Here is a 24,116-nt window from a genome sequence, read left to right as displayed (position 1 = left end):
ATGACCAAAACTCCTATGCTTCCCCTAAATATGCCGTCAGGTGCTGGCGACAAAAAAATACTCGGTAACCTTCGTGGTGCATCTCTTGCCCTCGCGATCAGCGAACATGCGCAAGCGCATAGCAGCCATACGTTACTGGTGGTTCCCGACCCTCAGCTTGCCATTAAATTGCAAGGCGAAATCGAACAGTTTTACTCGGGAAGTGTGGGGTTATTTCCCGACTGGGAAACCTTGCCTTACGACAACTTTTCTCCGCATCAAGATATTATTTCGGATCGTATTGCCAAGCTTTACACCCTGCCACAACAAAGCGCCGGTATCACTATCGTTCCTGTAAGTACATTACTACAACGACAAACGCCGCGAGACTTTCTACTTCAGTACACACTGATGGTCAAAGTCGGTGACTTGTTCTCTTTACAGAAGCTTCGCCTACAACTTGAAAGCTCAGGCTACCGCCAAGTTGACCAAGTCTTTGGCCCCGGAGAGTACGCCAGCCGAGGATCCATCCTCGACCTCTATCCAATGGGAAGTACTGCCCCATATCGGATAGACTTCTTTGATGATGAGATCGATACGATCCGTACCTTTGATCCAGAAAATCAACGCTCTATCGATGATATCGATGAAATACGCCTGTTGCCTGCTCATGAGTTTCCTACCACAAAAGAGGCAATAGAAGCGTTTAGAGTGAGGTGGCGTCAACAATTTGAAGCAAGAAGAGAGCCGGAGTCGGTCTATAGTCAAGTCTCTAAAGGCGTTTGGCCTGCTGGTATCGAGTATTGGCAACCGCTGTTTTTTGATCATACTGAAACCCTATTTGACTACATCAATGAAGACTCCCAACTTATTATGGTTGGTGACATTGACGCCTCCATCGACCATTTCCTTGCAGATGTTGAACAGCGCTATGAGCAGAGAAAAGTCGACCCATTACGCCCTCTATTGCCGCCTGTTGCGCTATGGCAACAAAAGGATGAGTTCTATTCTCACCTCAAGCAGCATCCTCAACTTATTTGTTGTAACGACGCAATCAGTGCCAAAGCGGGACGCCAAAATGCGGACATTACACCACTACCAGACATTAGCGTTCAACACCAATTAAAAGAACCCATGGCGCAAGTGCGTCAATTTACTGAACAATACGCAGGTAAGGTCGTGTTCTCTGTCGAGTCCGAGGGACGCCGAGAAGCGCTTAACGAATTATTGCATCGCATTAAACTGCGCCCTCAAGAGCACGATAGCCTCCAGTCAGCATTGACCAGCAGTGATAAATTCAGCCTAATCATTGGTCATTGTGAATACGGCTTTATGCAAGGTCAGCGATTCGCTTTCGTTTGCGAAAGCGACATGCTGGGTGACCGTGTAGTACAGCGCCGTAAAAAAGAAAAACGCTCGGTCAACAGCGACACCATCATACGTAATCTTGCCGAACTAAAACCGGGTCAACCTGTCGTGCACGTTGATCATGGCATTGGCCGCTACCTTGGACTGCAAACGCTTGAAGCCGGTGGTATAACAACCGAATACGTGACCTTAGAGTATCAAAATGAAGCAAAACTCTATGTGCCAGTCGCGTCACTAAACCTCATTGGACGCTACTCAGGTGGAGCAGAAGACAGCGCCCCGCTTCACAAGTTGGGTGGCGAAGCTTGGACAAAAGCGCGACGTAAAGCGGCTGAGCGAGTTCGTGACGTCGCCGCCGAGCTGCTTGATGTTTATGCCAAACGCGAACTTAAACCGGGCTATAAATTCCGCCTCGATAGAGGCCAATACGCAACATTCAAAGCAGGCTTCCCATTCGAGGAAACTGAAGACCAGGCGCAGGCGATTAATGCGGTGATGTCTGACATGTGCCAACCTAAAGCAATGGACCGATTAGTATGTGGTGACGTCGGCTTTGGTAAAACGGAAGTTGCGATGCGCGCGGCGTTTGTTTGTACCGACAACAATAAGCAAGTCGCCGTGTTGGTGCCTACTACGTTGCTTGCCCAGCAGCATTTTGAAAACTTCCGTGACCGATTCGCCAACCAACCAATTCGTGTTGAGGTGTTGTCTCGATTCAAAACGGCGAAAGAACAAAAAGTGATTCTAGAAGATGTCAAAGAAGGCAAAATTGATATCCTTGTCGGCACTCATAAACTGTTGTCTAATGACATTAAGTTTAATGATCTTGGACTATTAGTCGTTGATGAAGAACACCGCTTTGGGGTACGCCAAAAAGAAAAAGTCAAAGCCATGCGTGCCGATGTCGACATTCTTACTCTAACGGCGACACCGATACCAAGAACCCTCAATATGGCAATGAGTGGCATGCGTGATCTTTCAATTATTGCCACGCCACCAGCACGACGTTTGGCTATCAAAACCTTTGTTCGTGAAAAAGATGACAGTATTGTGCGCGAAGCCGCCTTGCGTGAAATCATGCGTGGTGGGCAAGTCTATTTCCTGCACAACCAAGTCGAAACCATCGATAAAGTCGCTGAAGATTTAGCAAAACTGATCCCAGAGGCGCGCATTACTGTCGCTCACGGTCAGATGCGCGAACGTGAACTTGAGCGCATCATGAACGACTTTTACCACCAACGCTTTAACCTGTTGGTGTGTACGACGATCATTGAAACGGGTATTGATGTTCCAACCGCCAACACCATTATTATGGATAGGGCTGACAACTTAGGGCTCGCTCAATTGCACCAACTGCGTGGCCGTGTTGGGCGCTCTCATCATCAAGCTTACGCATACCTGCTAACCCCGCATCCAAAAGCCGTCACTAAAGACGCGATTAAGCGCTTAGATGCCATTGCATCACTAGAAGATTTGGGGGCTGGCTTTACCCTTGCCACCCACGATTTAGAAATCCGAGGGGCGGGTGAACTACTTGGCGATGAACAAAGTGGGCAGATTCAATCGGTGGGTTTCTCGCTTTATATGGAAATGCTTGAACAAGCCGTAGAAGCGCTGAAAGAAGGTAAAGAGCCTTCACTGGACGATTTACTGCGTGAACAGACAGAGGTCGAAATTCGTATCCCAGCTCTACTACCTGATGACTACATTCCTGATGTCAACATGCGCCTTTCCATGTACAAGCGTATTGCCAGCGTCTCTGATGCTGAAGAGCTAAGTGAACTGAAAGTTGAACTGATTGACCGTTTCGGCTTACTACCAGACGCTGCAAAACATCTTCTGGCTATCTCAGCAATGAAATTACGCGCCGCCGGTCTCAAAGTCAGAAAACTGGAAGCGCACGATAAAGGAGGATACATTGAATTTTATCCTGATGCTGACATAGATCCGACCTTCTTAGTTAAACTGCTACAAGCACAGCCTAATAAGTTTGCCATGGAAGGGCCAACCAAGTTCAAGTTCATAGAAAGCTTGACGGATCGTCGTAAGCGACTTAATTTCCTAAATAATATGTTGGAAGAGTTTGAAAAAAATCAGGCCCCAAGTCGCTAGTACTAAAGCGCCAACTAGATTGATACGTAAGCCGATCGCTAGAGCCTAATGGGTGTATGCAAACAAGCCATGAATTGTCTCGGCAACACCCGACATTAGTTGATATAATGTGATTAAACGCAATGATAGCGTTAATCAATGGAGAAAGAATGAAAAAGTTGATACCACTGCTGCTCCTATTAGTCTCTATGCCGAGCTTGGCACAGCGACAATTTGATATTGAAGTGATCATTTTCAAGCGCGCCGTGAATCCTGAAAAAGTAAACGAATCTTGGCCTAATGACATTGCCCAAATCGACTTTAAGCGCAGTGGTGCAATTAGTGACGCTAATTATCGTGCATCAAAAGGCGTCAAAATGTTGCCTTATTCGGCTTATGAGCTGACAGGTGAAGTGGAAAAACTTAAAAAGCACGCAGGTTACTCAGTGCTTTTCCATAAAGCATGGCGTCAAGGCGACCAAAGTAAAGCCTATGCCCCCACCTTCCACATTCGTGCTGGTAAAGACTATTCTTCAACCTTTAATGTTGATGGCAGCGAAAAAGGCAGTAACGACAGTTATTCCTCTCCTGTGGACGGTGTAACAGAAGTTGCGATTGATAAACCGCTGTATGAGCTTGATGGTAAGCTACAAGTCTATGTTCAGCATTACTTATACGCTGAAACTCAACTTGACTTAAAAGCGCCTAGCAGCAAAGAAGTTATTATTGCCGCGCCGACACAAATCGCCGAATCTAGCACAGGTAATCGTGACATTGTTGCATCTGAGACAAATGCCGTCGCAGGATCTACTGCTGAAACAAACGACGCGAATGCTGATGAAAGCAATGTCATTGCAGGTAACTTACAAGACGTTGCTGTACAAACAGAAGTGCAAACCTTCTTGAAAGACTACCGCCTTGATCAAAAACGACGCATGCGCAGTAACGAAACTCACTACTTGGATCACCCACTATTGGGCATGATTATCCAAGTAAGAAGAGTCACCAATTAACGAAATAAAAGGCCCAATAACTGGGCCTTTTATTATTTGTGACGTGCCTAATTATGAACACAAACTACGCCATTTATACCCCTCGCCTCGCCTTACGTTTACTCACCCTAAGTGATGCTGCTGAGTTTGCCCACGTCGTTCGCCGCTCCCCTTCTCTACATCAATGGATAGACTGGTGCCACAGTGAGTTTAGTGATATCGACGCTCACGACTTTATTGCCGCGACAAGACTCAACTGGGTAAAAGCCAACGCATTTGGTTTTGCTCTCTTTGAAAGAGAAACGGATACATTTGTGGGGATGGTGGCGCTTAACGAGTTTTACCATACCTTTAATATGGGTAGCTTAGGTTACTGGTTAGCGGATGCAGCGCACTCTAAAGGGTATGCAAAAGAAGGCCTTGAAGCGTTAATTGAATTTAGTTTTGCAACCTTATTACTGACGCGGTTAGAAATTGTCTGCGACCCTTATAATGAACCGAGCCAAGCATTAGCAACAAGAGTCGGCGCAACCTACGAGTGCCTCGCCGACAACCGTTTTATTTTTAATGGTCAACCAAGGCAAGGTAAGGTCTACTCCATTATTCCGCCCAAAAAATAAGGCAGCCAATGCATCAGGTGCATGAACTGCCTTATCAAGGTTATCGTATTGCTGCATGTCTAATGTAAATAGACACGCGGTACATTTTTATGCCACGACAACTCTAGTGTAACTTGAGATTAGGTCTAAGCACGCGGTTAATACGACCGACTAGCATCATCAAGCTTGTCTTGATTACACCATGTAGCGCCACCTGATGCATACGATACAATGAAATATAAACCACACGAGCGATACGACCTTCAACCATCATCGAGCCTTTGGTCAGGTTACCCATCAAGCTACCCACGGTAGAGAAACGGCTCAGAGACACTAACGAGCCATGATCGCTATACTGATAAGCTTTTAATTCGCGACTAGAAAGCTTAGCCACAATGTTACCAAACGCTCGACTGGCCATTTGATGTGCCGCTTGTGCACGAGGCGGGACAAACGAACCATCAGCTTGAGTGCACTGCGCCAAATCACCGATCACAAAAATATCATCGTCACGGGTGGTTTGTAATGTATCTTTCACCACTAGCTGGTTAATTCGGTTCGTTTCAAGACCCGCAATATCTTTCATAAAATCTGGTGCTTTAATACCCGCAGCCCAAACCATAATTTGTGCAGGGATATGCTCGCCATCTTTTGTTGTCAGACCCGTTTCGTCTGCCTGTGTCACCATAGTGGTGGTGCGAACGGTAACACCAAGCTTGGTCAATTCCGAGTGCGCTGCCGATGAAATTCGTGGTGGTAGAGCAGGTAGAATACGTTCACCCGCTTCAATAAGGTTAACATTGAGCTTACTCGAATCTAAATCACCAAAACCGTACGTACGCAGCTCTTTCACCGCATTATGAAGCTCTGCTGATAGCTCCACGCCTGTTGCACCCGCACCAACAATCGCGATATCCACGGTACCGTGACCATTCTTGGCGTGCAGCTTCAGAAATTCGTTATTCATTTCCGTACGGAAACGATGTGCTTGCTCTGGGCTATCGAGGAAAATACAGTTATCACGTACACCTGGCGTGTTGAAATCATTGGATTTAGAACCAATAGCAAGTACTAGAATGTCGTAGTCAATCTCACGGGCTGGCATCAGCAACGCGCCATGCTCGTCTTTTAGTTCATCTAGCTCAATACGCTTTTGCTCACGATCGATGGCTTTTAGGCTCCCCATTTGAAAATCAAAGTGATGGTTTTTGGCATGCGCTCGGTAACTCAACGCATCCACACCTTCATCTAGTGAGCCCGTTGCCACTTCGTGTAAAAGCGGCTTCCACAAGTGGCTCGCTTTGCGATCCACTAACGTGATATTCGCTCGTCGCTTTCTGCCTAGTGTGCGGCCTAATTTAGTCGCAAGCTCTAATCCGCCTGCGCCTCCGCCTACAACAACAATATTTGTCAAAATGGCTATCCTCTAAAAAGTGAAAAATGGGGCGAGTCGCCCGAGTCACTCGAACGACTAAAAATTCTTTCATTATGAGCGAATTGCTCATGGTCTTCAGCGACCCTAATTCGGTACAACAGCCGTTTCACTTCACGTTTTTGGCTAAAATTCCAACAAAACTGGTTTTTACGGGCAAGTTTTCTTCTTGCTCTAAACTTTTTTTGACATTTATCAACAAATGTAGAGTGAATTTATTATATAGAGCAAATTAATGTCCGCAACTATTGAATGGAATTATTTTTCAATTCCACTTCCATTCGCTGAGTTATTAGTCATTTGGGTGTCGCTGTGAACTTTATCAGCGGTTATCGATGCAACGGGCACAAAAAAAGCAGCGAATATCGCTGCTTTTTAATTGTAAACACCAGGTTGTTGTTAAGCTCTAATCTTCTTAAGACACAAGTTTTTGAAGTATTATGCCTCTTTAAATGCCTTCATTGCCTGTAAGTGCTGTGATATTTTCTTAAACTTATGGGGCTCGTTTTCATCCCAAATCACATCGTAGTAACTTTGGAGTTCATCTGCCGACTTTTGATTATCATGAATGTCATCATTTCTAGAAAGAATCACTAAACATTGACCACGGTTTTTAGTGCGGAACTCTTCTACACATTTCGTCGCAATGTCTTCATATTCTTCTGGGCGGTCAATGCGCCCCTGCATGTTAATTTCTGGACGTAAATTGGGATTAAAAATGACTTGCTTAATGCCACATAAAAAACCAATACGCTCAGACCAAAAGCCACCAAGCCCAACACCACAGATCAATGGCGTACTGTCATCAGACTGCTCAACCAATTTATGCACTTCTTTAAGTAAGTGCTGCATATCATGCTTAGGATGCAAAGTACTGTAATTGACGAACCGTACGTCATCATCGATAAATTGCAGTTGCAACACTTTTTCGTGGTTGCCCGGGCTACTTGAATCATAGCCATGAAGATAAATAATCATAGTACCTCTCAATCATTCCTTACTGGTACGCTTTCCTTAAATCTACCACTTCCATCCTAATTTAAAAGTGAATTTCCGTTGTTTAAGAAAAGAGAAATTACAAACAGTGATCACTTCTGCATAATCGTTGATAAATCGACTCGGCATCGATTAGAAAGTCATCATTACCCCAAAGCTGAGCAGCTAATACGTACCAAAGCAATGCCATCATCTGAGCGTGAGCCGACCAGGCCTTCATATCACTTAACCATTGCTCACGGTCGATCACCGCATTGGAGTCACTAAGACCATACGCCTGTAAGTAACAGTTAAGCCCTTGGGGATAATCCATATCCAGCATATCAAGCGTCAATACGAGGTCGAGCCTTGGGTCTGCTATTGCTGAATACTCCCAATCAATCACGCCGATTGATTGATCGGTATGTATGAGATTGTGGTGAGCAAAATCAAAGTGGCATAACGCACTGTGATTGCAATGGAACGTGGGAGGAATTCGTAACTTAACGTATAGCTCTTGATAACGCGACTTATAGATACTTGGATTGAGTTGCTGCCAATAGTGATCAACCTTCTCCGTGTAATCAAATCGCCGGATACCGATGGTGTCACCATCTATGCTATCACCACTAAAAGTGTGAATATGAGCCAATAGCGAGATAACCCTCTCCGCAGACAATTCTGCACAGGAAATCGGCCTCCCCTCTAACCACGACAACAACACTCCGTGCGCATTGTCACCAAGGACTTGGCTAGTGGGTAGCAACGTTTGTACAGCCTGCAGGACGTTTCGCTCATTGACTCGGCAGATATCAAATGCAGCACTTATGCTTGTATGACCACGCCAAACCGTCCAACCATGCGTTTTGGTCGCTATCTTCCATGTCCGGTTGGTTAACCCGCCAGAAAGCTGAAGTGCCCCTAAGGGCACTTCATTAAGCACAGTTTGCGCATGGGCAAGTTCTGGCTGTTGTTGTAAAGCCTGCTGCCAATCTAACATCGACAAGAGCGCGACTTAGAAGCCAAGTACAGAGCGGGATTCTTGTTTACGAATCTCTGTTTCATCCGCCCACTCAATAAGACCCGTTTCCAAATCCATTAGACGCATTGTCATCTTGTAGTAAACATCTTTGTCGCTACCCGCTTCTTTTACGATACTGCTTAAATTTCCGTAAAGCATGTATTGCGCGCCGACCATTTTACCAAATTGAATCGCAGTGCTTTGATTCACTAATTCGTCATTATTTTGGAAGTTCAGCTGTTCGCGAACTGATTCTACGCGGTCCATATCCACAAAACGGAACTTACCTGAATTCAACATTTTGGTACTAATGCTATCGGTAATAGATTCTGTATCAATGTGCTCAGTCGTTTTGTTTTTAATTCTTTCTACAAATACAATCGGACGTGAATCTCTTGTGATTGCGGATACAGAGCCGGACATCAACATGCTATCGACCATATCACCGGCAATCTTTTGCAGATCCGTCGAGCCAAAATCAATCGTTGTTGTTTCTGTTGCCTGTGAGTCACCATAGCTTACTTTATTTGAACAACCGCCTAGAATCACGGCTAAACCCAACAAAGCAATAATACTTTTTTTCATGTTTTTTCCTTAGTCTTGCTACTTTTACAACGTTTACCTATTCGTTGCCGAACTCGTCATTCATGAGCTATTCATCAATAACCTATTCACCAACGAACTAGAGTGACGTTATTTGTCTGCTCCGCGCAATTGTACGCGGAAATCTTTGCCATTTGGATTAATAGACACCTCAGACAGGGTAATGGTTTCATCACCGCGTAAGATTGCCCGCTTCCAAGGTGCCTGCTTGGTATTCACTTCTAAACCTTGTTCATCGTACCAATAAAAACGATATTGAATGATCTGGTCAGTCGATGTTTTATTGGCAAGCTTAACGATACCGCGAGCATGCCCATTAGTATCGATCGTTGAAATATCATCAATAGAAAACTTGCTACCCATCGCTTCATCACCATAGAGCACAGCTTGAGTCTGTCCTTCGATTTTGATGCCCGCAGTCTTACTTGATGAGCAGCCTACCAATACCAGCAGAATACCCATGCTCAATAGCCATTTTTTCATTACAACCTTCCTAATTGTTTATGCCAAATGGTGGCATTCCCACCTTGGCGCGACACCCAAACAAGTGTGGTTTGTTTATCTCGTACATCAAAAGTATAGTCTTGACCATCGACAACGATGGTATGCGCTCCTGCTTTAACAAAGCGACTATGACTATTCACAGTATTCGGCAACGTTTGCCAACTTCTTGTATCAGGCTGTTCAGTTAGCGTATTCCATACATTAAACAACAAATTACCCACATCGTCATCTTTAGCTGTGTTCTTACGAATCTGGTCTTTGGCATACACACGCAAAGCTTGGCGCAACAAGATACTCGGCATATTTTCTGTCAGCTGCTGCTGAGCCATCAGGTTTACATCAACCAATTGATCACCATTAATCGCTTGACCATCCAGACTCATTGCCGAATATTTAGCCCGCACCGCTGGAACATAATGAGGCAACGCAATACTGTATATTGCTGTGTTACCTTGACTGTCATAAACAGGCAAAGACAAGTTCCAAGCTCGCATTGCTGCCACAACGCCACGCTCTTCAAGTACCACAATTCGGCCCTCTCCATTTTTCATGGTCGCTTGTTTGCCGTACTGTTTTTCCAGTTTTGCTAATGCTTGATTTCTTCCGGCGCGCTTTGCCACACGCATCACGGCGTCAACGACCGCTTGGTTATCCGGTGCAACCGCTAAGGCTCGCGTATAATCTATGTACGCGCCATTTAAGTCATTCGACGCTTCGTATAAAAGGCCAGAGAGAAACAGTAGATATCCATTCTGTACGGCTTGCAGTTTACTGCCCGCATCGGGATAACGAGAAAGCACTGAACCAAGGTTTGGCGATAACCCTTTATTTTTCAGTTCGCTTTCAGCCGATCTCAGATCTTTTTCTCTGGACTGCCTAGCCCGCTCTTGCACCTGATTTGCACGGCGAACTTCAACTAAAGCACCTTCTAAATCATTCTTTTGAATATAGTTTAAACCCAAGTAAAGATGCAAAAAGCCGAGTTCATAGTCTGATGGCACATATTCAGTGATATTGTCATTAACCGCTAACGCCCCAACACTTGTCGCCGCATCAGAAATAGAAATCAATGCCTTGTCTTGCTGTACACGTACCGCTTTATCACTGAGCTCCAATGCAGACTTACTTTGCGGGTACGCTTCATTTAAAAACTCGACACGGCCTTTTTCAAAATTATCAAGAATATCGCCAGCAACAATATCTTGTGGTAATGCCGCTTGGGCATCTTGATATTGCCCGGCTTTTATCGACTGATACACCACCGCATTTTGCTGGGAGTAGTGGCTAAATAGGTTACCAGCACTAAGGCCAGCACAGGCAGTTAGACTAATAGAGAGGAGAGCAACCAAAGTGTGTTTAACACGACGTTTTAGCATAGACACGTTCAAATGAAGTTTAGATTTCAACAAGTGCTTGCTATCTTGATCATTAAGTTAACAAGCACCACAACCTTTTAGCCTAAAAGAATTAACTCAGTAGCAGCGGGCCTAGCGGGCGGCCACCCACTAAATGCATGTGAATATGGTAAACCTCTTGCCCACCATGAGCATTGCAGTTAACGATAAGACGGTAACCATCTTCCGCAATCCCTTCATCTTGTGCAATTTTTTTCGCCACCGTAAACATTCGCCCCATCATCGCTTCATCATCAGCTTCAACGTCATTCACCGTTGGAATAAGCTTATTTGGGATGATCAATACGTGACTTGGAGCACGAGGATTGATGTCTCTGAAGGCGGTAACGAGGTCATCTTGATAAACAACATCTGCCGGAATTTCTTTGCGAATTATTTTACTAAAAATCGTTTCTTCAGCCATGAAGACGCTCCAAATTGATTACTGATTATGCCGCTTCGGCTTATCGTTTTTACCGTTACAACGAAGTATGCACTAAGGGCGGTAGAATCACAATTTTAAGCGAATCGATAGGGAATTGTTTTTACTGTATTTCATTCGCTTCTAAAGCACTTATTTATTGGCTAAATCGCCAAACAAACGTAAACAAAACGGCACTTTGTTATATTTTTGCAATGTGCGTCATAAAACGTAGCACCGCATCTCATTTATATTTCAGTATTTGTTATTTCTAACGATAAAGATATCAGAGACAGAGAGACAAGTACCTTTCTGTTCGGGAATCGAACATCAGGTAACGCGTCCAAGGTTGTTTATTTTAACTTGCTGCAAGACACTAAGAGGGAACAGGTATGCAGGGTTCAGTTGTTAGGCGGATGTACGCTGGGTTTACACTCATCGTCATTCTTTTTGTTATAACTATCGCAATAATGCTCAATGGAATGAGTCAAATACACCAATACTTTGGCACCGTATCCAAAACATCTTTACCTTTGGTATCCCTTTCCAACCAAACCAGCGTTCAGCTGCTTTCTGCCGATAAGTCGTTTAAAGACTTTCTCACCACACAAAATGAAGAGCGCATGGCAATGCGACGTAGCGAGTTTTCTGAATCCATGGAAGTCTTTGGCTCTGTACTAGAGCAACTCGCACAAGCCAGTGCTAACGTGCCCGAGCTAGAAACGCGAATTGATGAATTACGTGATGTACAAACCCGCTATGGACAAGAAGCGCAAGAAGCCATGGATAACTATCAATCCATGTTTATCGCTCAGGAGCAGGTTCAGCAATCAACCCGTCGCTTCCAAAAACTTCATTCTGATTTGTCCGTTGGCATGAAAGAGTACGTAGACGACGTTTCAAGTATCTCAGTCAAAGTCATGGCAAAAAGCTACTTTATTAAATTAAAAGACGCCGAGTTGATTACGTCCGATGCACTAGCAAGCAGTGATACTGAATTTGTTCAGCAAGCCGTTGATAAAAACCGCAAAGCGGTCACGCACCTAAACTACGCTTATCGCGGACTCGTGACGCAAATGCCAGAACTAAAAAAAGTGTTTGATGAATCTGTCGAGCAGTTTAGTAAGGATGTGGGTAAAAAAGGGGGCGTACTTGACCAGCATAACAGCTACCTGATTGCGCGCGCCGCTCTATATCAAAATATTGAGAACCTCGCCCTAGAAGTGGACGGCGCTATGGTCACACTCAACGGTTTTAGCGATACCGCCACCGCCAACCTCAACTATTCACTGTCTGAAGCTGGGACGGTATACGACGAAGGCGTTATTAAAGCAATCGGCATTGGCTTGCTGGTATCTCTCATCGCAATTGGCATTGGGTACCATATTGCACAAAGCGTTCGCCAACCGCTCAACAGTACATTGAAAGCACTGGAGAGCCTGACCGAAGGTGACATGACCCAGCGCATAGATGTGAAATATAACAACGAGTTTCGCCGTTTAGGTAACCACATCAATACACTGGCGGATAGCCTACATAATGTGTTGGTTAAACTAAACGACGCCTCAGATAACCTTACCGTGACAGCAAGTGACAATCAAAGCACCTCGAGTAACGCACAAAATAAATTAAGTGCCCAACGGGAACAAACCGCGAATGTCGCGACCGCGATGACTGAAATGTCCCATTCGGTACAAGAGGTCGCAAACAGCGCACAAAGTTCATTAGAAAAAGTACACCAAGTTGAAACAGCATCTGAATCTGGTCGCCAGATTATGAGCACCAATATCAGCACCATTAACCAACTTGAAGTCAGACTGAACGAGTCGGTGGAAGCGGTTGGCGAATTACAAAAAATGAGCAGCCACATTGGCAGCATCTTAGATGTCATTCGTAATATTGCCGAACAGACCAACCTGCTCGCACTTAACGCAGCAATAGAAGCGGCACGAGCAGGAGAGCAAGGTCGTGGCTTTGCCGTTGTCGCAGATGAAGTCCGTGTGCTTGCGCAAAAAACCACCGAATCTACCAGTGAAATCGAAACCATGATTAGCAACTTGCAGAGTAGCTCAAAAAGTGCTGGGAAGGTGATCGAAAGTTGTATGCAAGATATGGAGCTTTCAGTTGAACAAGCTTCTAGCGCCAATGGTGCAATGGAAGAAATTCAGGCGCTGATTATGGAAATTAGCCAAATGAGCACGCACATTTCTCAGGCTGCCGCGGAGCAAAGTGAAACAACAGCAGACATTGCGCAAAACATTGAACAAATCAATCATATCGCCGATGAAAGCTATCAAGCCATGTCGCAAATTGCGTCGACAAGCGAAAGCCTGACAAGCCTTGCAAACCAACAAGGAGAGCTTGTTCATCGCTTTAAGCTTTGAACTTTAAGCTTTAAACTTTTAGTTTTAGTTTTAGTTTTAAACGATACGACCAAAGTGAGGTTAAACACACAACAGCGCACCAGGTTTGCGCCGTTTTAATCGAGAACGACACTTATTTTGGTAAGAAACACGTTAAATATTGTTCTAGGGCATGCTTTCCGACAAGCCTGCCCTTGTTTTTTGCATCAAGCGACGTTATATCTTGGGTATGGCTTGCTCCACTTTTTAATGACTTAGGCGTCATTCTCTCCTACTTCTTCAGCAAGCCAAACGTTGAAGGAATTATTATGGCTGTTCATGTTGGCATCATTGACCAAGACCCTATCCGTCTTGTCACCCCACTTTTAGATGATAGAACGGTAAGTCGGCACATCATATTTATTGGTGATAAGTCGCAGTTTGACATGTTTGAGCGGCTGCATTCCGTACTAGCACAACGCGAAATTACCTCTGAGTTTTTCGAAATACCGAATGTTGCCAACACCTCTGCAATCAAGCAGTCAGTACTTGAACTCGCGAGAACACTGAAAGAAAAAAACGTAGAAGTAAAACTCAATGCCAGTTGTGGGCTAAGGCACCGACTGCTGTCTGTTTACGAAGTATTCCGAACTTACCATTGGCCAATTTTTGTTGTTGAGCCGAGTAGCGACCGCATGTGTTGGCTATACCCGGAAGGCGCGGAAGACGCACAAGTTCAAGACCATATCACTATCAAAGATTACCTCACCGTGTTTGGTGCTCGCGGTGAGTTCACCGAATACGATATTCCACCTCAGCTGGATAAAAAACTGTATGCCCTTGGCGAACGTTGGGCAGGCAACGCGCTTGAGTTAGGCCCGGGCTTAGCCACCCTTAACTACCTAGCGACGACATGTCGCAAAGAACAAAAACTGGATGTCGAACTGTCTGATAAACAACAAGGGTATCGCGAACTCAACATGCTCATCAGTGATCTGGTTGATCTGGAAATCGCCTCTTACGAGAACGGTGTACTCACGTTTATCAGTGAAGATGCAAGACGTTTTTCTAACGGGGAATGGCTAGAAAACTTGGTTCATAGCACCGTGAGGCAGATCCAAGATGACATGCCAACCATCCAAGACCGTTCGCTCAACGTTCAAGTTTATCGTCAACTGGGCGAGCGAGAAGTGCGTAATGAGCTTGATGTCGCCTCGGTGGTAAACAACAAGTTGCACATCATTGAATGTAAAACCAAAGGCATGCGCGATGATGGTGATGACACCTTGTATAAACTTGAATCTTTACGAGATCTATTAGGCGGGTTGCAAGCACGAGCAATGCTGGTGAGCTTCCGCCCGTTGCGACACAACGACATTACTCGAGCAGAAGATCTTGGTTTGGCGCTTATTGGCCCTGACGAACTCAAGTCACTTAAACACCATTTAAGCCTATGGTTTAAAGGCGCGGGTGGTGCAGACGAACAAACAGCGTTGTCGTAATGTTTTCATCTATTACCAAATAAAAAAGCTCCAAATAAAAAAGCTTGGTGATATCACCAAGCTTTTTCACTTTTAAGCATCGATTCTCGGCTAAGCCTTAAATAGATTACCTTAAGATTCTACTTTTGCGGTCGCTTTGTGCTTAATGCCAACAATAAGAATACACACATAAGCGGCAACCGTAAGCGCAAGAATGGCGAAAGGTAACGCCGACCATCCCCAACCGTCGATAGCAATACCACTTACGACACTACCTAAACCAAAGCCAAGCGAGATGAAGAACATCATCAACCCTTGAGTAAATCCGCCTCCAACAAACGTCAGTCGAGCGGCAATAGCTGGCGAAATCATATCCGTCACAGTAATACCTTGCAGGTACACTAAAACGAGACCCAGTGGGATAATAAAACCAATAGACAATCCAGCTTCCGCAATAAAGTACAGACCTGCGATCACAACAATCGATACTACGCAGCTAAGCTTAAACAGGCTCAACGCCCCAAACTTGGTGACGTATTTTTCTGCACCGACTAAAACGATTAGACCAAGCACAGATGCAATTGAAAGGTTCGCAGCCGACATTGATTGTGCAACGCTGTATGCATTTTCCATCAAATTCGGATACTGGGCTTGGAAGGCCCCTTGACCTGCACATAGCAGTCCAACCGCCAATAAAAACAGACCAAAGTTAGAAAATAGTACTTTAGAGAAACCGACCTTTTCAGCCTCATCTTCACGATTTTGCTGAGCAACTAATTCCGCGTTATCAACAATACGCTGAGCGGCTTGCTTATTGCTCATCATTGTTACAACCAACAATACCGCGACAAGAACCATCATCGCAATGAAACGTAATTCAAAACTCCAACCCATTCCCGTAACCGCAGCCAACGCAACTCCAGAAATCAGAGAACCAAAAATAAGCGTTTGCGCCATTCGGCCCAATTTCATCGCTTCCGTTTTTTCATCGTAGCCAGCAAACGTGATAAACACAGGATTAAGCATCAACAAAATCGCAGAGCCTGTACCAAATAGCACCGAACCCACCGCCATAAATGCGAAATTTTCACCTGCTGCCAAAAAAGCTGCACCTGCCAGTAGGTAGGACACTAGGCCTAAACCTTGCGCTAAACGATGTGCTTTGAATTTGTCGGCGAGAATTCCGATAAGAGGAGCGAATAGACCCGCGAGACCAAACAAGCCCATAGCAAGACCAGCTTGAGTGGCACTACCTGTCCGGGCCAGAATAAATGATGGAACCATCATAGGAATAAATACGATTTGAACAATACCGTATGCAAAATGGGCAGAAAACCACCCTTCTAGACCGAGTTTTTTCAACATGTTACGACCTCTAATGTCATTGTCCACTTTAGGTAACGGCGAATAAACCGCACAACAAAAATGACGAACAATACTAATTCAGACCCACTATCAAAGCGGTCCATCTTCTATATGATCGCGATTATAATTGTCTTTATTATCCATAGAAGTAACACGAGGGAAGCGCGCTAGTACGATTAGTATGTTACCTACATAACCCACAACCCCGACACAACATAATCCAACGATAAATTAACACTAACCGCACACTAAAAACACTTTGCTAACCTAACGGTGTGCATATGCCTTCGTTAGATCAAAAAAAAAGCGTGGTCATAAGACCACGCTTTTCTCTCACAAGCTACTTAGCTATTAAGTATTAAGTATTAAGTATTAAGTATTAAGTATTAAGTATTAAGTATTAAGCCGTAGCTTGGTGACTTGCTTGCTCATCAGCCAATTGCTTTTTTTGCTTACTAGCAACGATCAAGATGCAAACATAAGAAATGACCGTCAATCCTAATATAGCAAGAGGAAGCGCTGACCACCCGTAACCATCAACGGCTACACCACTTACCACACTCCCTAAGCCAAAACCTAGTGAGATAAAGAACATCATCAAACCTTGAGTGTAACCACCGCCAACAAGTGTTAAACGAGCTGCGATTGCAGGAGAAATCATATCTGTAATAGTAATGCCTTGTAAGTACACTAACACCAAAGCCAGTGGAATGAGGTACGGTAGAACCATAGCGGCTTCAGCAATGAAGTAAAGCGCACCAATCACCGCGATAGAAATTACAGCACACAGCTTAAACAAGCTAATAGAGCCATATTTGGCAACAAATTTTTCAGCAAGTACTAGAACGAACAAACCAAGTACAGCGGCAACAGACAAGGTTGCTGCAGATAGAGACTGTGCTACACCGTAGCCATTTTCCATCAAGTTTGGATATTGAGCCTGAAATGCCCCTTGGCCAGCACATAAAATACCAACCGCAACTAAAAACAGACCGAAGTTAGAAAATAGGACTTTAAATAAGCTCACTTTCGGTGCGTCTTCTTTCGCCGCCTCTGCTGCCATCGCATCTGCATTATCAATAATGCGTTGAGCGGCGGCCTTGTTAGTCGCAATGGTGATGACGAAAAGTACCGCTACCGCAATAATCATCGCAATGAAACGTGCTTCGTACGTCCAGCCTGCGTCAGTGACTGCTGCAAGCCCGATACCAGAAAGCAAAGAGCCAACAATCAGAACCTGAGACATACGCCCCAGCTTCATAGCTTCTGTTTTCGCATCATGACCAGCAAAGGTAATAAATACAGGGTTAAGCATCAGCATAATCGCAGAGCCAGCACCAAAAAGTACAGAACCGGCCGCCATTAATGTGAAGTTTTCGCCAGCAATGACAAAACAACCACCCGCTAGCATATAAGCAATCAAGCCTAATGCCTGTGTGAGTCGGTGTGCTTTAAATTTATCAGCCATTAAACCAATTAACGGCGCTAATAACCCCGCAATACCAAATAACCCCATTGCAAGGCCGGCTTGAGTCGCACTCCCCGTGCGCGCAAGAATAAAAGACGGCACCATCATTGGTATAAATACGATTTGAACTATGCCATAAGCAAAATGCGCTGAGAACCAGCCTTCTAAGCCAAGTTTTTTCAACATATTACAGACCTCGTAGGTAAATCACTATGTAGTGTGAATAGACAAAAATAAACCGCAAAAAAAAATCCATTTTTTACACTTTATAAGTAAGCTTAACAATTTCGTTTTTTGAACTTATAATCTGGCGCTTATCGTTATCATCAAAGCCAAATTAATAGCCATTTAATTGGTAAGCTTATTAATCAAATTCATCATAGTGACTCTACCTATAAAGTGATATAGGGTCCGGACGCCACTGTCAACATAACGCTTCACTCAGTGCCAATATTGCTATACTCTAAAAAGAGATGATAAAAATAATAGTAGCGGATCAGAATATCGCTACATTTAAGGCTGGAGCCTACCTTATGAACCTAACTAAACTGCGCGTATTTGCATTAACTGCCGAACATGGCTCGTTAACCAAAGTTGCCACCATGATGGGCAAGACCCGCACTTCACTAAGCATGGCTCTATCTAGTCTAGAAGATGAGCTTGGTGTTGAACTATTTGAAAGAACCCGTAATAGGCTCGTGCTCAACGACGCCGGACAAGCCTTACTTCCCGACTGCCGTAATATATTAAACATGGCGGAAAGCCTATATTCCAAAGCAGAACAGTTTCGCCAAGGGGACAGCGACAAAATACGTATTGCCTATGACGATACGCTACCCTCTACCTTTTGGCGTCAGCAGCTCGTTGCCCTATCGGACAACTTTCCCCATTTATCACTAACGGCCATCAAAGCGTCAAGCGCGGATATTCCAACGCTAGTAAAAGATGGGCATGTCGAACTTGGCTACGGGTTAGTCTTTAGCTCTGGTGATGATCCTCAAATCAAAGTTCGCTCGTTACATCGAATTCGAATGATGGCGGTCTGCTCTCCTAAGCACCCCTTAGCGCAATTAAATAACGTCACGTCTACTGACATTAGTGCTCATCGCCAAATCGTTTTGTCGCATTTATTTGAAGAGATCCACGAGGACTTCCGACCAATTTCAAGTAGCACAATTAGCTTTTCTAACCACCAAGAGGTATTAGAAGCCGTTGTTGATAACTTAGGATGGGCGATTATTCCTGAAACATTGGTAAAGCATCAATTAAGGCAAGAACACTTAGTTGTGGTGAAACACCCCAACGGAATGTATTTCGAAAGTTTTGGCGAGATGTCGCGCCCGAATGATCACACAGTTGAGACACGCCAATCACTGATCGACGGAATAGAAGAAGGCATTTACGATTTGTTCTAGATGACACCACCTAGGAACCAGGCACCACTCTGACCTAGAACCTAGAACCTAGAACCATAGAACCGCTCTTCCCCTCTTAAACGATAAAAGCCGAAGCAAAATGCTTCGGCTTTTTCGTTGTCATCAATCGGGGTAAATTGATTAAACGATACGTAGACCGCCTTGAGCGATAGCAAAACGACGTGCACGAGTGTAAGACAGTGCGTTCGTGATGCCTTCGCCAGTTGGACCAGCGATAGTGAACGTTGACGTACCTTCAGCGTTGTAACCTACACCAGATAGTGTTGGGCCGTTGTGAGCGAAGATAGTTGTGTTGATTGCACGACCAAACTTAGTCACGTTCTCAATGTTACCAGAGTAGATGCAAGAAGAGTGCTTGTTGCCACGCTCTGCCGCTACTGCGCGCTCGATAGCTTCGTCGATGTTTGCACAACGAACCACTGGAAGTACTGGCATCATTTGCTCAACGTGTACTAGTGGGTGATCGTTCTCAACAACCATTACCGCTAGACGAGTGTCAGATTCAACACCGATAGACTTCAGGATTTCACCAGCGTCTTGACCTACGTGTTGCTTAACTGGGTGCCATACGCGAGCGATTTCTTGAGCAGTACAAGGCTTAGCACCGTCAATTTCGTCCATAGTCAGGATTTGTGCCGTTAGCTTCTCAGCTTCTTCAGCAGAAAGTACGTATGCGCCCGTCGCTTCTAGCTTAGCTAGGAACTCGTCAGCCACTGCGTCTTCAACGAATACTTCTTTCTCACCGATACAAAGTAGGTTGTTATCGAAAGATGCGCCGCCGTATACGCCAGCAGCTGCTAGGTCTAGGTTAGCAGAAGCATCAACGATTACTGGTGGGTTACCAGCGCCAGCGCCGATGCCTTTTTTACCAGATTGTAGGATAGCTTTCACTAGACCAGGGCCACCTGTACCAACAAGCATGTTGATTAGTGGAGATTTAGCGATTTCGTTAAGCGTTTCTAGAGTCGGCTCTTTAACCATAGTGATTAGGTTAGCAGGGCCGCCAGCTTCAACGATAGTTTTGTTTAGCATGTCAATCATAACCGCTGAAACAACTTTTGAAGATGGGTGAACGTTGAACGTTACTGCGTTACCAGATGCTAGCATAGAGATAGCGTTGTTAACGATAGTTTCAGTTGGGTTAGTTACTGGAGTAACCGCGCCAATCACACCGTATGGTGCGCGCTCTTCTAGAGAAATACCGTTGTCGCCAGACCATACTTTAGTTTCTAGAACTTCAGTACCTGGAGTCTTAGCAGCAGTCAGTTGGTGCTTAGCGATTTTGTCTTCAACACGGCCAAGTTTCGTTTCTTCACGAACCATTTTTGCGAAGTCTTCAGCTTTAGCTAGAACCGCGCCACGCATAGCAGTCAGGATTGCTTCACGACCTTCTTTAGTTGAAGTTGCGTAGAATTCTACTTGAGCTTTGTGAGTTGCAGCGATTGCAGCTTCAACAGTTGTGAATACACCTTGTGCATTATCGATATCAAAAGACATGTTTATTACCTCTGTAAAGTATTAAGTGGTTGTCCACTTTCGCAGAGCAGGCACTAGAGCCTGCTCTAATCTTTATTTAGTTAGGCGTCGCTCAATCATTAAGCGCTGCCATTTTATTAAGCGTCAGTTTTTATTACGCGTAAGTTTGAGCAGCTTCTTCGCCGTTTACTACACGCAATGTACCTAGTACAAGCGCTTCTAGCTCTACTTCACCTGGGTACGTTTTCACTGGTGCTACGAAAGCAACACGCTTAGCGATTTCAGCCGTAATGTACTTGCTGTAAGCAATGCCGCCCGTTAGCAAAATACCGTCGATAGCTTCGCCACCGAACACTGCACCCATAGAAGCGATTTGCTTAGACACTTGGTAAGCCATTGCGTCAGTAACAAGCTTGAATTCAGCATCGCCAGCTTCTGCTTTCTCTTCGATTTCACGCATGTCGATGCTACCTGTGTAGCTAAATGCGCCGCCTTTACCTTGGATGAATGCTTTCATGTCTGCGTGCGAGTACTCGCCGCTGAAACAAAGGTCGATAAGCTCACGAGTAGGAAGGTCACCACAACGCTCTGGAGTGAAAGGACCTTCAGAAACTGCGTCGTTTACATCAACAGTTTGGCCGCCCATGTGAGCCCCAACAGTGATACCACCACCCATGTGACATACGATGACGTTTACGTCTTCATACTTTTTGCCTTGCTCTTCAGCGAACTGGCGAGCGATAGCTTTTTGGTTAAGTGCGTGGAAACGACCCTTACGCTTAATCGCTTTGTGGCCAGAGAAAGATGCAAGCTCAGATAGCTCGTAAGTAACAGGCGCATCAGTGAAGAACGCGTCGATACCGTTCTCGTCTGCAATCTCTTTACCAATGATCGCAGCTAGGCTAGCTGGATGTTGGATTTGAGCTTCTAGAAGGTCTGCGATTACGGCATCTTCAACTTTGTAAGTACCACCAGCGATTGGCTTAAGTACGCCACCACGACATGCTACCGCTGCAAGCTCAGACGCTTTAACGCCAGCTTCTTCAAGTGCCGCTAGAATTGCTTCTTTACGGAACGCTTTTTGGTGTGCAACAACCGCACCAAATGGCGCTAATTCTTCAGCGCTGTGACGTAGCGTTTTTTCGAAAAGCTCAGTAGTGCCTTCGAAAACACCGATTTTTGTAGAGGTAGAACCTGGGTTGATAGCTAGAATTTTCATTTCTTCGTTAACCTGAATTAGTGACTTTCTATTTGTAATTACGCAGAGACTTCTGCAGCTTCTTTCTGTTGGCTTAGAGCAGCAACAGAACACGCAAGCGCGATAGAAACGGTTTTCTCAGCTTCGCCGTCTGCACGCGAAACGAGAACAACTGGGATACGAGCACCAAGTAAAACACCCGCCATGCTGAAACCAGCCATGTACTGAAGTGCTTTAGCAAACACGTTGCCTACTTCGATGTTTGGAACCATTAGAATGTCAGCTTGACCGGCAACCGCATCGGTACAACCTTTGAGGTTTGCTGCATACTGAGATACGGCGATATCTAGAGAGATAGGACCTGAAACGATACAGCCTTCAATTTCACCATTCTGGTTCATTTTTTGAAGTTCAGCGGCGTCCATCGTTGCTGGCATTTTGTCGTACGGCTTTTCTTTCGCACATAGGTTCGCTACTTTTGGCTCTTCGATGCCAACAGAGTGTGCAAGTTGAACGGCGTTTTTAATGATGCCTTTCTTTTGCTCAAGTGTTGGAGCAATGTTCATTGCTGCATCAGTAAATACGTGGAAGCTATCGCCGCCTTCTTTGAAAAGTACGCCTGCGTGGCTAAGAACATTGCCGGTACGTAGACCGTGTTCCTTTTTAAGTACTTCTTTAAGAAGGATTGAAGTGTCAATTAGACCCTTCATTAGTAAGTCGCCTTTACCTTCAGCAATTGCTGTTACAGCTGCTGCTGCAGTTGCTTCAAGGCCGTCAGCTTCAATGATTTCGAAATTAGCCAAGTCAACGTTCGCTTTCTCAGCCGCTGCATTGATTAGCGCACGCTCACCAACAAGGATGACGTCAGCCATACCTTCTTTAAATGCATTATTCGCTGCATCTAATGTTGCATCATCGTGAGCTGCTGCAACAACCATGCGTTGCTTTTTACCGAATTTCTGAGCTTGCTTAATAAAGAAGTCTTTATTGTACATAGGGGCGATACCTTTTAATTAGATAGACGAGCTCAATATGTAGCTCTCTATTTATCTATTTCGATAGATTCTTATCAGGAATAAAGCGCTTAATACTGTGGAGCAATATATCGGCTTAATTTTCATTCCTTTCAAAGGATGGAATTAATTTAGCCCACTTGGTATCGGTTTTAACTTCACTGAGAGTCAATTTTTTTGAACGTTTTACCGTAACTTCACTTGAACCGTTATAATTCAGGTGAATCAACATTGATCACTGTTATATATCGTTATTCAAGTCACACTTTCACTGAATTAAAGCGATATGACGTCATTAATATTAAAACAAGAATTAACGTGGTTCGATCCAGTAAGAGCAATAGCACTGGTGGTAAGTTACTTATAAATAAAGGTAACACGCTAGTAACTTTATTAGAGTATTTAACCCTTGTGCTATTTACCTCGTCACTTTTACCGCCAATACCTATTATGCTCACCACTTTTATTAGTGCCACCTCAGTGTTAGGCGACACAAGTATTCACCTCGTGAATGACCCACCTCTTGTTTGCAACTCTAATTCCCCTTTTAGCGTAAGATTTATTGACGCTCAGTGAAGTGCTTTAAACGCGACTTTCTCTAGACTGAATATCAACGAAACAATAAAGAGCGTTCGGCCTTAAGTGCCTGAATCTCATTACATATAAAGTTGACTACCAATAAGGGTCGAAGATGAAATATCAAAACCGCCTAGAAGAAAGCGTAAATCGCCTAAGCACTGTTCTTGAAGAGCAAAAACAATTGCTTGCAGAGCAAAAAGCAACAATGAACTACGCTGAGCGTCTAGAGAACATCCTTACTCCTACTGACGAGCTAAGCACTCAAGGCGACGACCTACTAATCGGAGGCTGTAAAGCCACTGACCTTATCGAGCAATACGGTAGCCCGCTTTTCGTGCTAAGCGAAGACACACTGCGTAACAACCTACGTCGTGTTAAA

At 44.7% G+C, this 24,116-nt stretch carries 18 protein-coding genes and 1 pseudogene; 7 read left to right on the top strand and 12 right to left on the bottom strand.

Going from position 1 to position 24,116, the window contains the following annotated elements; translation table 11 throughout:
- The 3 genes from mfd to MD535_RS10710 all read left to right on the top strand — a co-directional run bounded on the left by mfd (position 1) and on the right by MD535_RS10710 (position 5,050).
- Positions 1-3,459, top strand: coding sequence for a transcription-repair coupling factor (gene mfd / locus MD535_RS10720; RefSeq protein ID WP_265675031.1), 3,459 nt, complete (start codon positions 1-3; stop codon positions 3,457-3,459).
- Between the two features lie 149 nt (positions 3,460-3,608).
- Positions 3,609-4,451, top strand: a complete 843-nt coding sequence (locus MD535_RS10715) for a peptidoglycan binding protein CsiV (protein ID WP_265675030.1) — start codon at positions 3,609-3,611, stop codon at positions 4,449-4,451.
- 53 nt (positions 4,452-4,504) lie between these two features.
- Positions 4,505-5,050 carry a GNAT family N-acetyltransferase gene (locus MD535_RS10710; RefSeq protein WP_265675029.1) on the top strand — a complete coding sequence of 182 codons (546 nt, stop codon included), beginning with the start codon at positions 4,505-4,507 and terminating at the stop codon, positions 5,048-5,050.
- Between the two features lie 103 nt (positions 5,051-5,153).
- On the opposite strand, the gene MD535_RS10705 is transcribed toward MD535_RS10710, so the two are convergent.
- The 7 genes from MD535_RS10705 to hinT form a co-directional block, all read right to left on the bottom strand.
- Positions 5,154-6,443, bottom strand: a complete 1,290-nt coding sequence (locus MD535_RS10705; protein ID WP_265675028.1) for an NAD(P)/FAD-dependent oxidoreductase — start codon at positions 6,441-6,443, stop codon at positions 5,154-5,156.
- 456 nt (positions 6,444-6,899) lie between these two features.
- Complete coding sequence (gene ycfP / locus MD535_RS10700; RefSeq protein WP_265675027.1) at positions 6,900-7,439, bottom strand: alpha/beta hydrolase YcfP; 540 nt, start codon at positions 7,437-7,439, stop codon at positions 6,900-6,902.
- 97 nt (positions 7,440-7,536) lie between these two features.
- The gene (locus MD535_RS10695; RefSeq protein WP_265675109.1) at positions 7,537-8,436 is read right to left on the bottom strand and encodes a phosphotransferase; all 900 of its coding nucleotides are present in this window, start codon (positions 8,434-8,436) and stop codon (positions 7,537-7,539) included.
- A 15-nt stretch (positions 8,437-8,451) separates the two neighbouring features.
- Positions 8,452-9,042, bottom strand: coding sequence for a penicillin-binding protein activator LpoB (lpoB, locus tag MD535_RS10690; protein ID WP_250617003.1), 591 nt, complete (start codon positions 9,040-9,042; stop codon positions 8,452-8,454).
- A gap of 108 nt (positions 9,043-9,150) precedes the next feature.
- Positions 9,151-9,543, bottom strand: a complete 393-nt coding sequence (locus tag MD535_RS10685; RefSeq protein ID WP_265675026.1) for a YcfL family protein — start codon at positions 9,541-9,543, stop codon at positions 9,151-9,153.
- Complete coding sequence (locus MD535_RS10680; RefSeq protein WP_265675025.1) at positions 9,543-10,940, bottom strand: COG3014 family protein; 1,398 nt, start codon at positions 10,938-10,940, stop codon at positions 9,543-9,545. Before MD535_RS10680 ends, MD535_RS10685 begins: the two co-directional genes overlap by 1 nt.
- A gap of 91 nt (positions 10,941-11,031) precedes the next feature.
- The gene (gene hinT / locus MD535_RS10675) at positions 11,032-11,382 is read right to left on the bottom strand and encodes a purine nucleoside phosphoramidase (RefSeq protein WP_265675024.1); all 351 of its coding nucleotides are present in this window, start codon (positions 11,380-11,382) and stop codon (positions 11,032-11,034) included.
- 389 nt (positions 11,383-11,771) lie between these two features.
- Here hinT and MD535_RS10670 point away from each other — a divergent pair, with 389 nt between their 5' ends.
- Entirely contained in the window at positions 11,772-13,763 is a 1,992-nt protein-coding gene (locus MD535_RS10670; protein ID WP_265675023.1) for a methyl-accepting chemotaxis protein, read from the top strand.
- A 287-nt stretch (positions 13,764-14,050) separates the two neighbouring features.
- A complete protein-coding gene (locus tag MD535_RS10665) occupies positions 14,051-15,223 on the top strand; it encodes a DUF1887 family protein (RefSeq protein WP_265675022.1) in 1,173 nt (390 codons plus the stop codon).
- A gap of 111 nt (positions 15,224-15,334) precedes the next feature.
- Here MD535_RS10665 and MD535_RS10660 read toward each other — a convergent pair whose 3' ends face one another.
- Positions 15,335-16,567, bottom strand: a complete 1,233-nt coding sequence (locus tag MD535_RS10660) for an MFS transporter (protein WP_265675021.1) — start codon at positions 16,565-16,567, stop codon at positions 15,335-15,337.
- Between the two features lie 400 nt (positions 16,568-16,967).
- Positions 16,968-18,221, bottom strand: a complete 1,254-nt coding sequence (locus MD535_RS10655) for an MFS transporter (RefSeq protein ID WP_265675020.1) — start codon at positions 18,219-18,221, stop codon at positions 16,968-16,970.
- A 347-nt stretch (positions 18,222-18,568) separates the two neighbouring features.
- Here MD535_RS10655 and MD535_RS10650 point away from each other — a divergent pair, with 347 nt between their 5' ends.
- Positions 18,569-19,450 (top strand): LysR family transcriptional regulator, encoded by an 882-nt coding sequence (locus tag MD535_RS10650; RefSeq protein ID WP_265675019.1) that lies wholly within the window; start codon positions 18,569-18,571, stop codon positions 19,448-19,450.
- Between the two features lie 141 nt (positions 19,451-19,591).
- Here MD535_RS10650 and MD535_RS10645 read toward each other — a convergent pair whose 3' ends face one another.
- The 3 genes from MD535_RS10645 to MD535_RS10635 all read right to left on the bottom strand — a co-directional run bounded on the left by MD535_RS10645 (position 19,592) and on the right by MD535_RS10635 (position 23,140).
- Positions 19,592-20,968 carry an aldehyde dehydrogenase gene (locus tag MD535_RS10645; protein ID WP_265675018.1) on the bottom strand — a complete coding sequence of 459 codons (1,377 nt, stop codon included), beginning with the start codon at positions 20,966-20,968 and terminating at the stop codon, positions 19,592-19,594.
- A 133-nt stretch (positions 20,969-21,101) separates the two neighbouring features.
- Positions 21,102-22,166, bottom strand: coding sequence for a butyrate kinase (buk, locus tag MD535_RS10640; protein WP_265675017.1), 1,065 nt, complete (start codon positions 22,164-22,166; stop codon positions 21,102-21,104).
- Positions 22,167-22,204: 38 nt separating this feature from the next.
- Positions 22,205-23,140, bottom strand: coding sequence for a bifunctional enoyl-CoA hydratase/phosphate acetyltransferase (locus tag MD535_RS10635; protein WP_250616992.1), 936 nt, complete (start codon positions 23,138-23,140; stop codon positions 22,205-22,207).
- A 709-nt stretch (positions 23,141-23,849) separates the two neighbouring features.
- Between MD535_RS10635 and MD535_RS10630 the strand changes: the two are divergent.
- Positions 23,850-24,116 (top strand): annotated as a pseudogene (locus MD535_RS10630) (diaminopimelate decarboxylase family protein); the annotation flags it as partial.

Origin of the sequence: Vibrio qingdaonensis (assembly GCF_026191675.1) — a bacterium.
In the GTDB taxonomy this organism is placed as follows: Bacteria; Pseudomonadota; Gammaproteobacteria; order Enterobacterales; family Vibrionaceae; genus Vibrio; species Vibrio qingdaonensis.
Note: the sequence above shows the minus strand (reverse complement) of the source record. Positions and strands in the feature narration are given on the sequence as shown.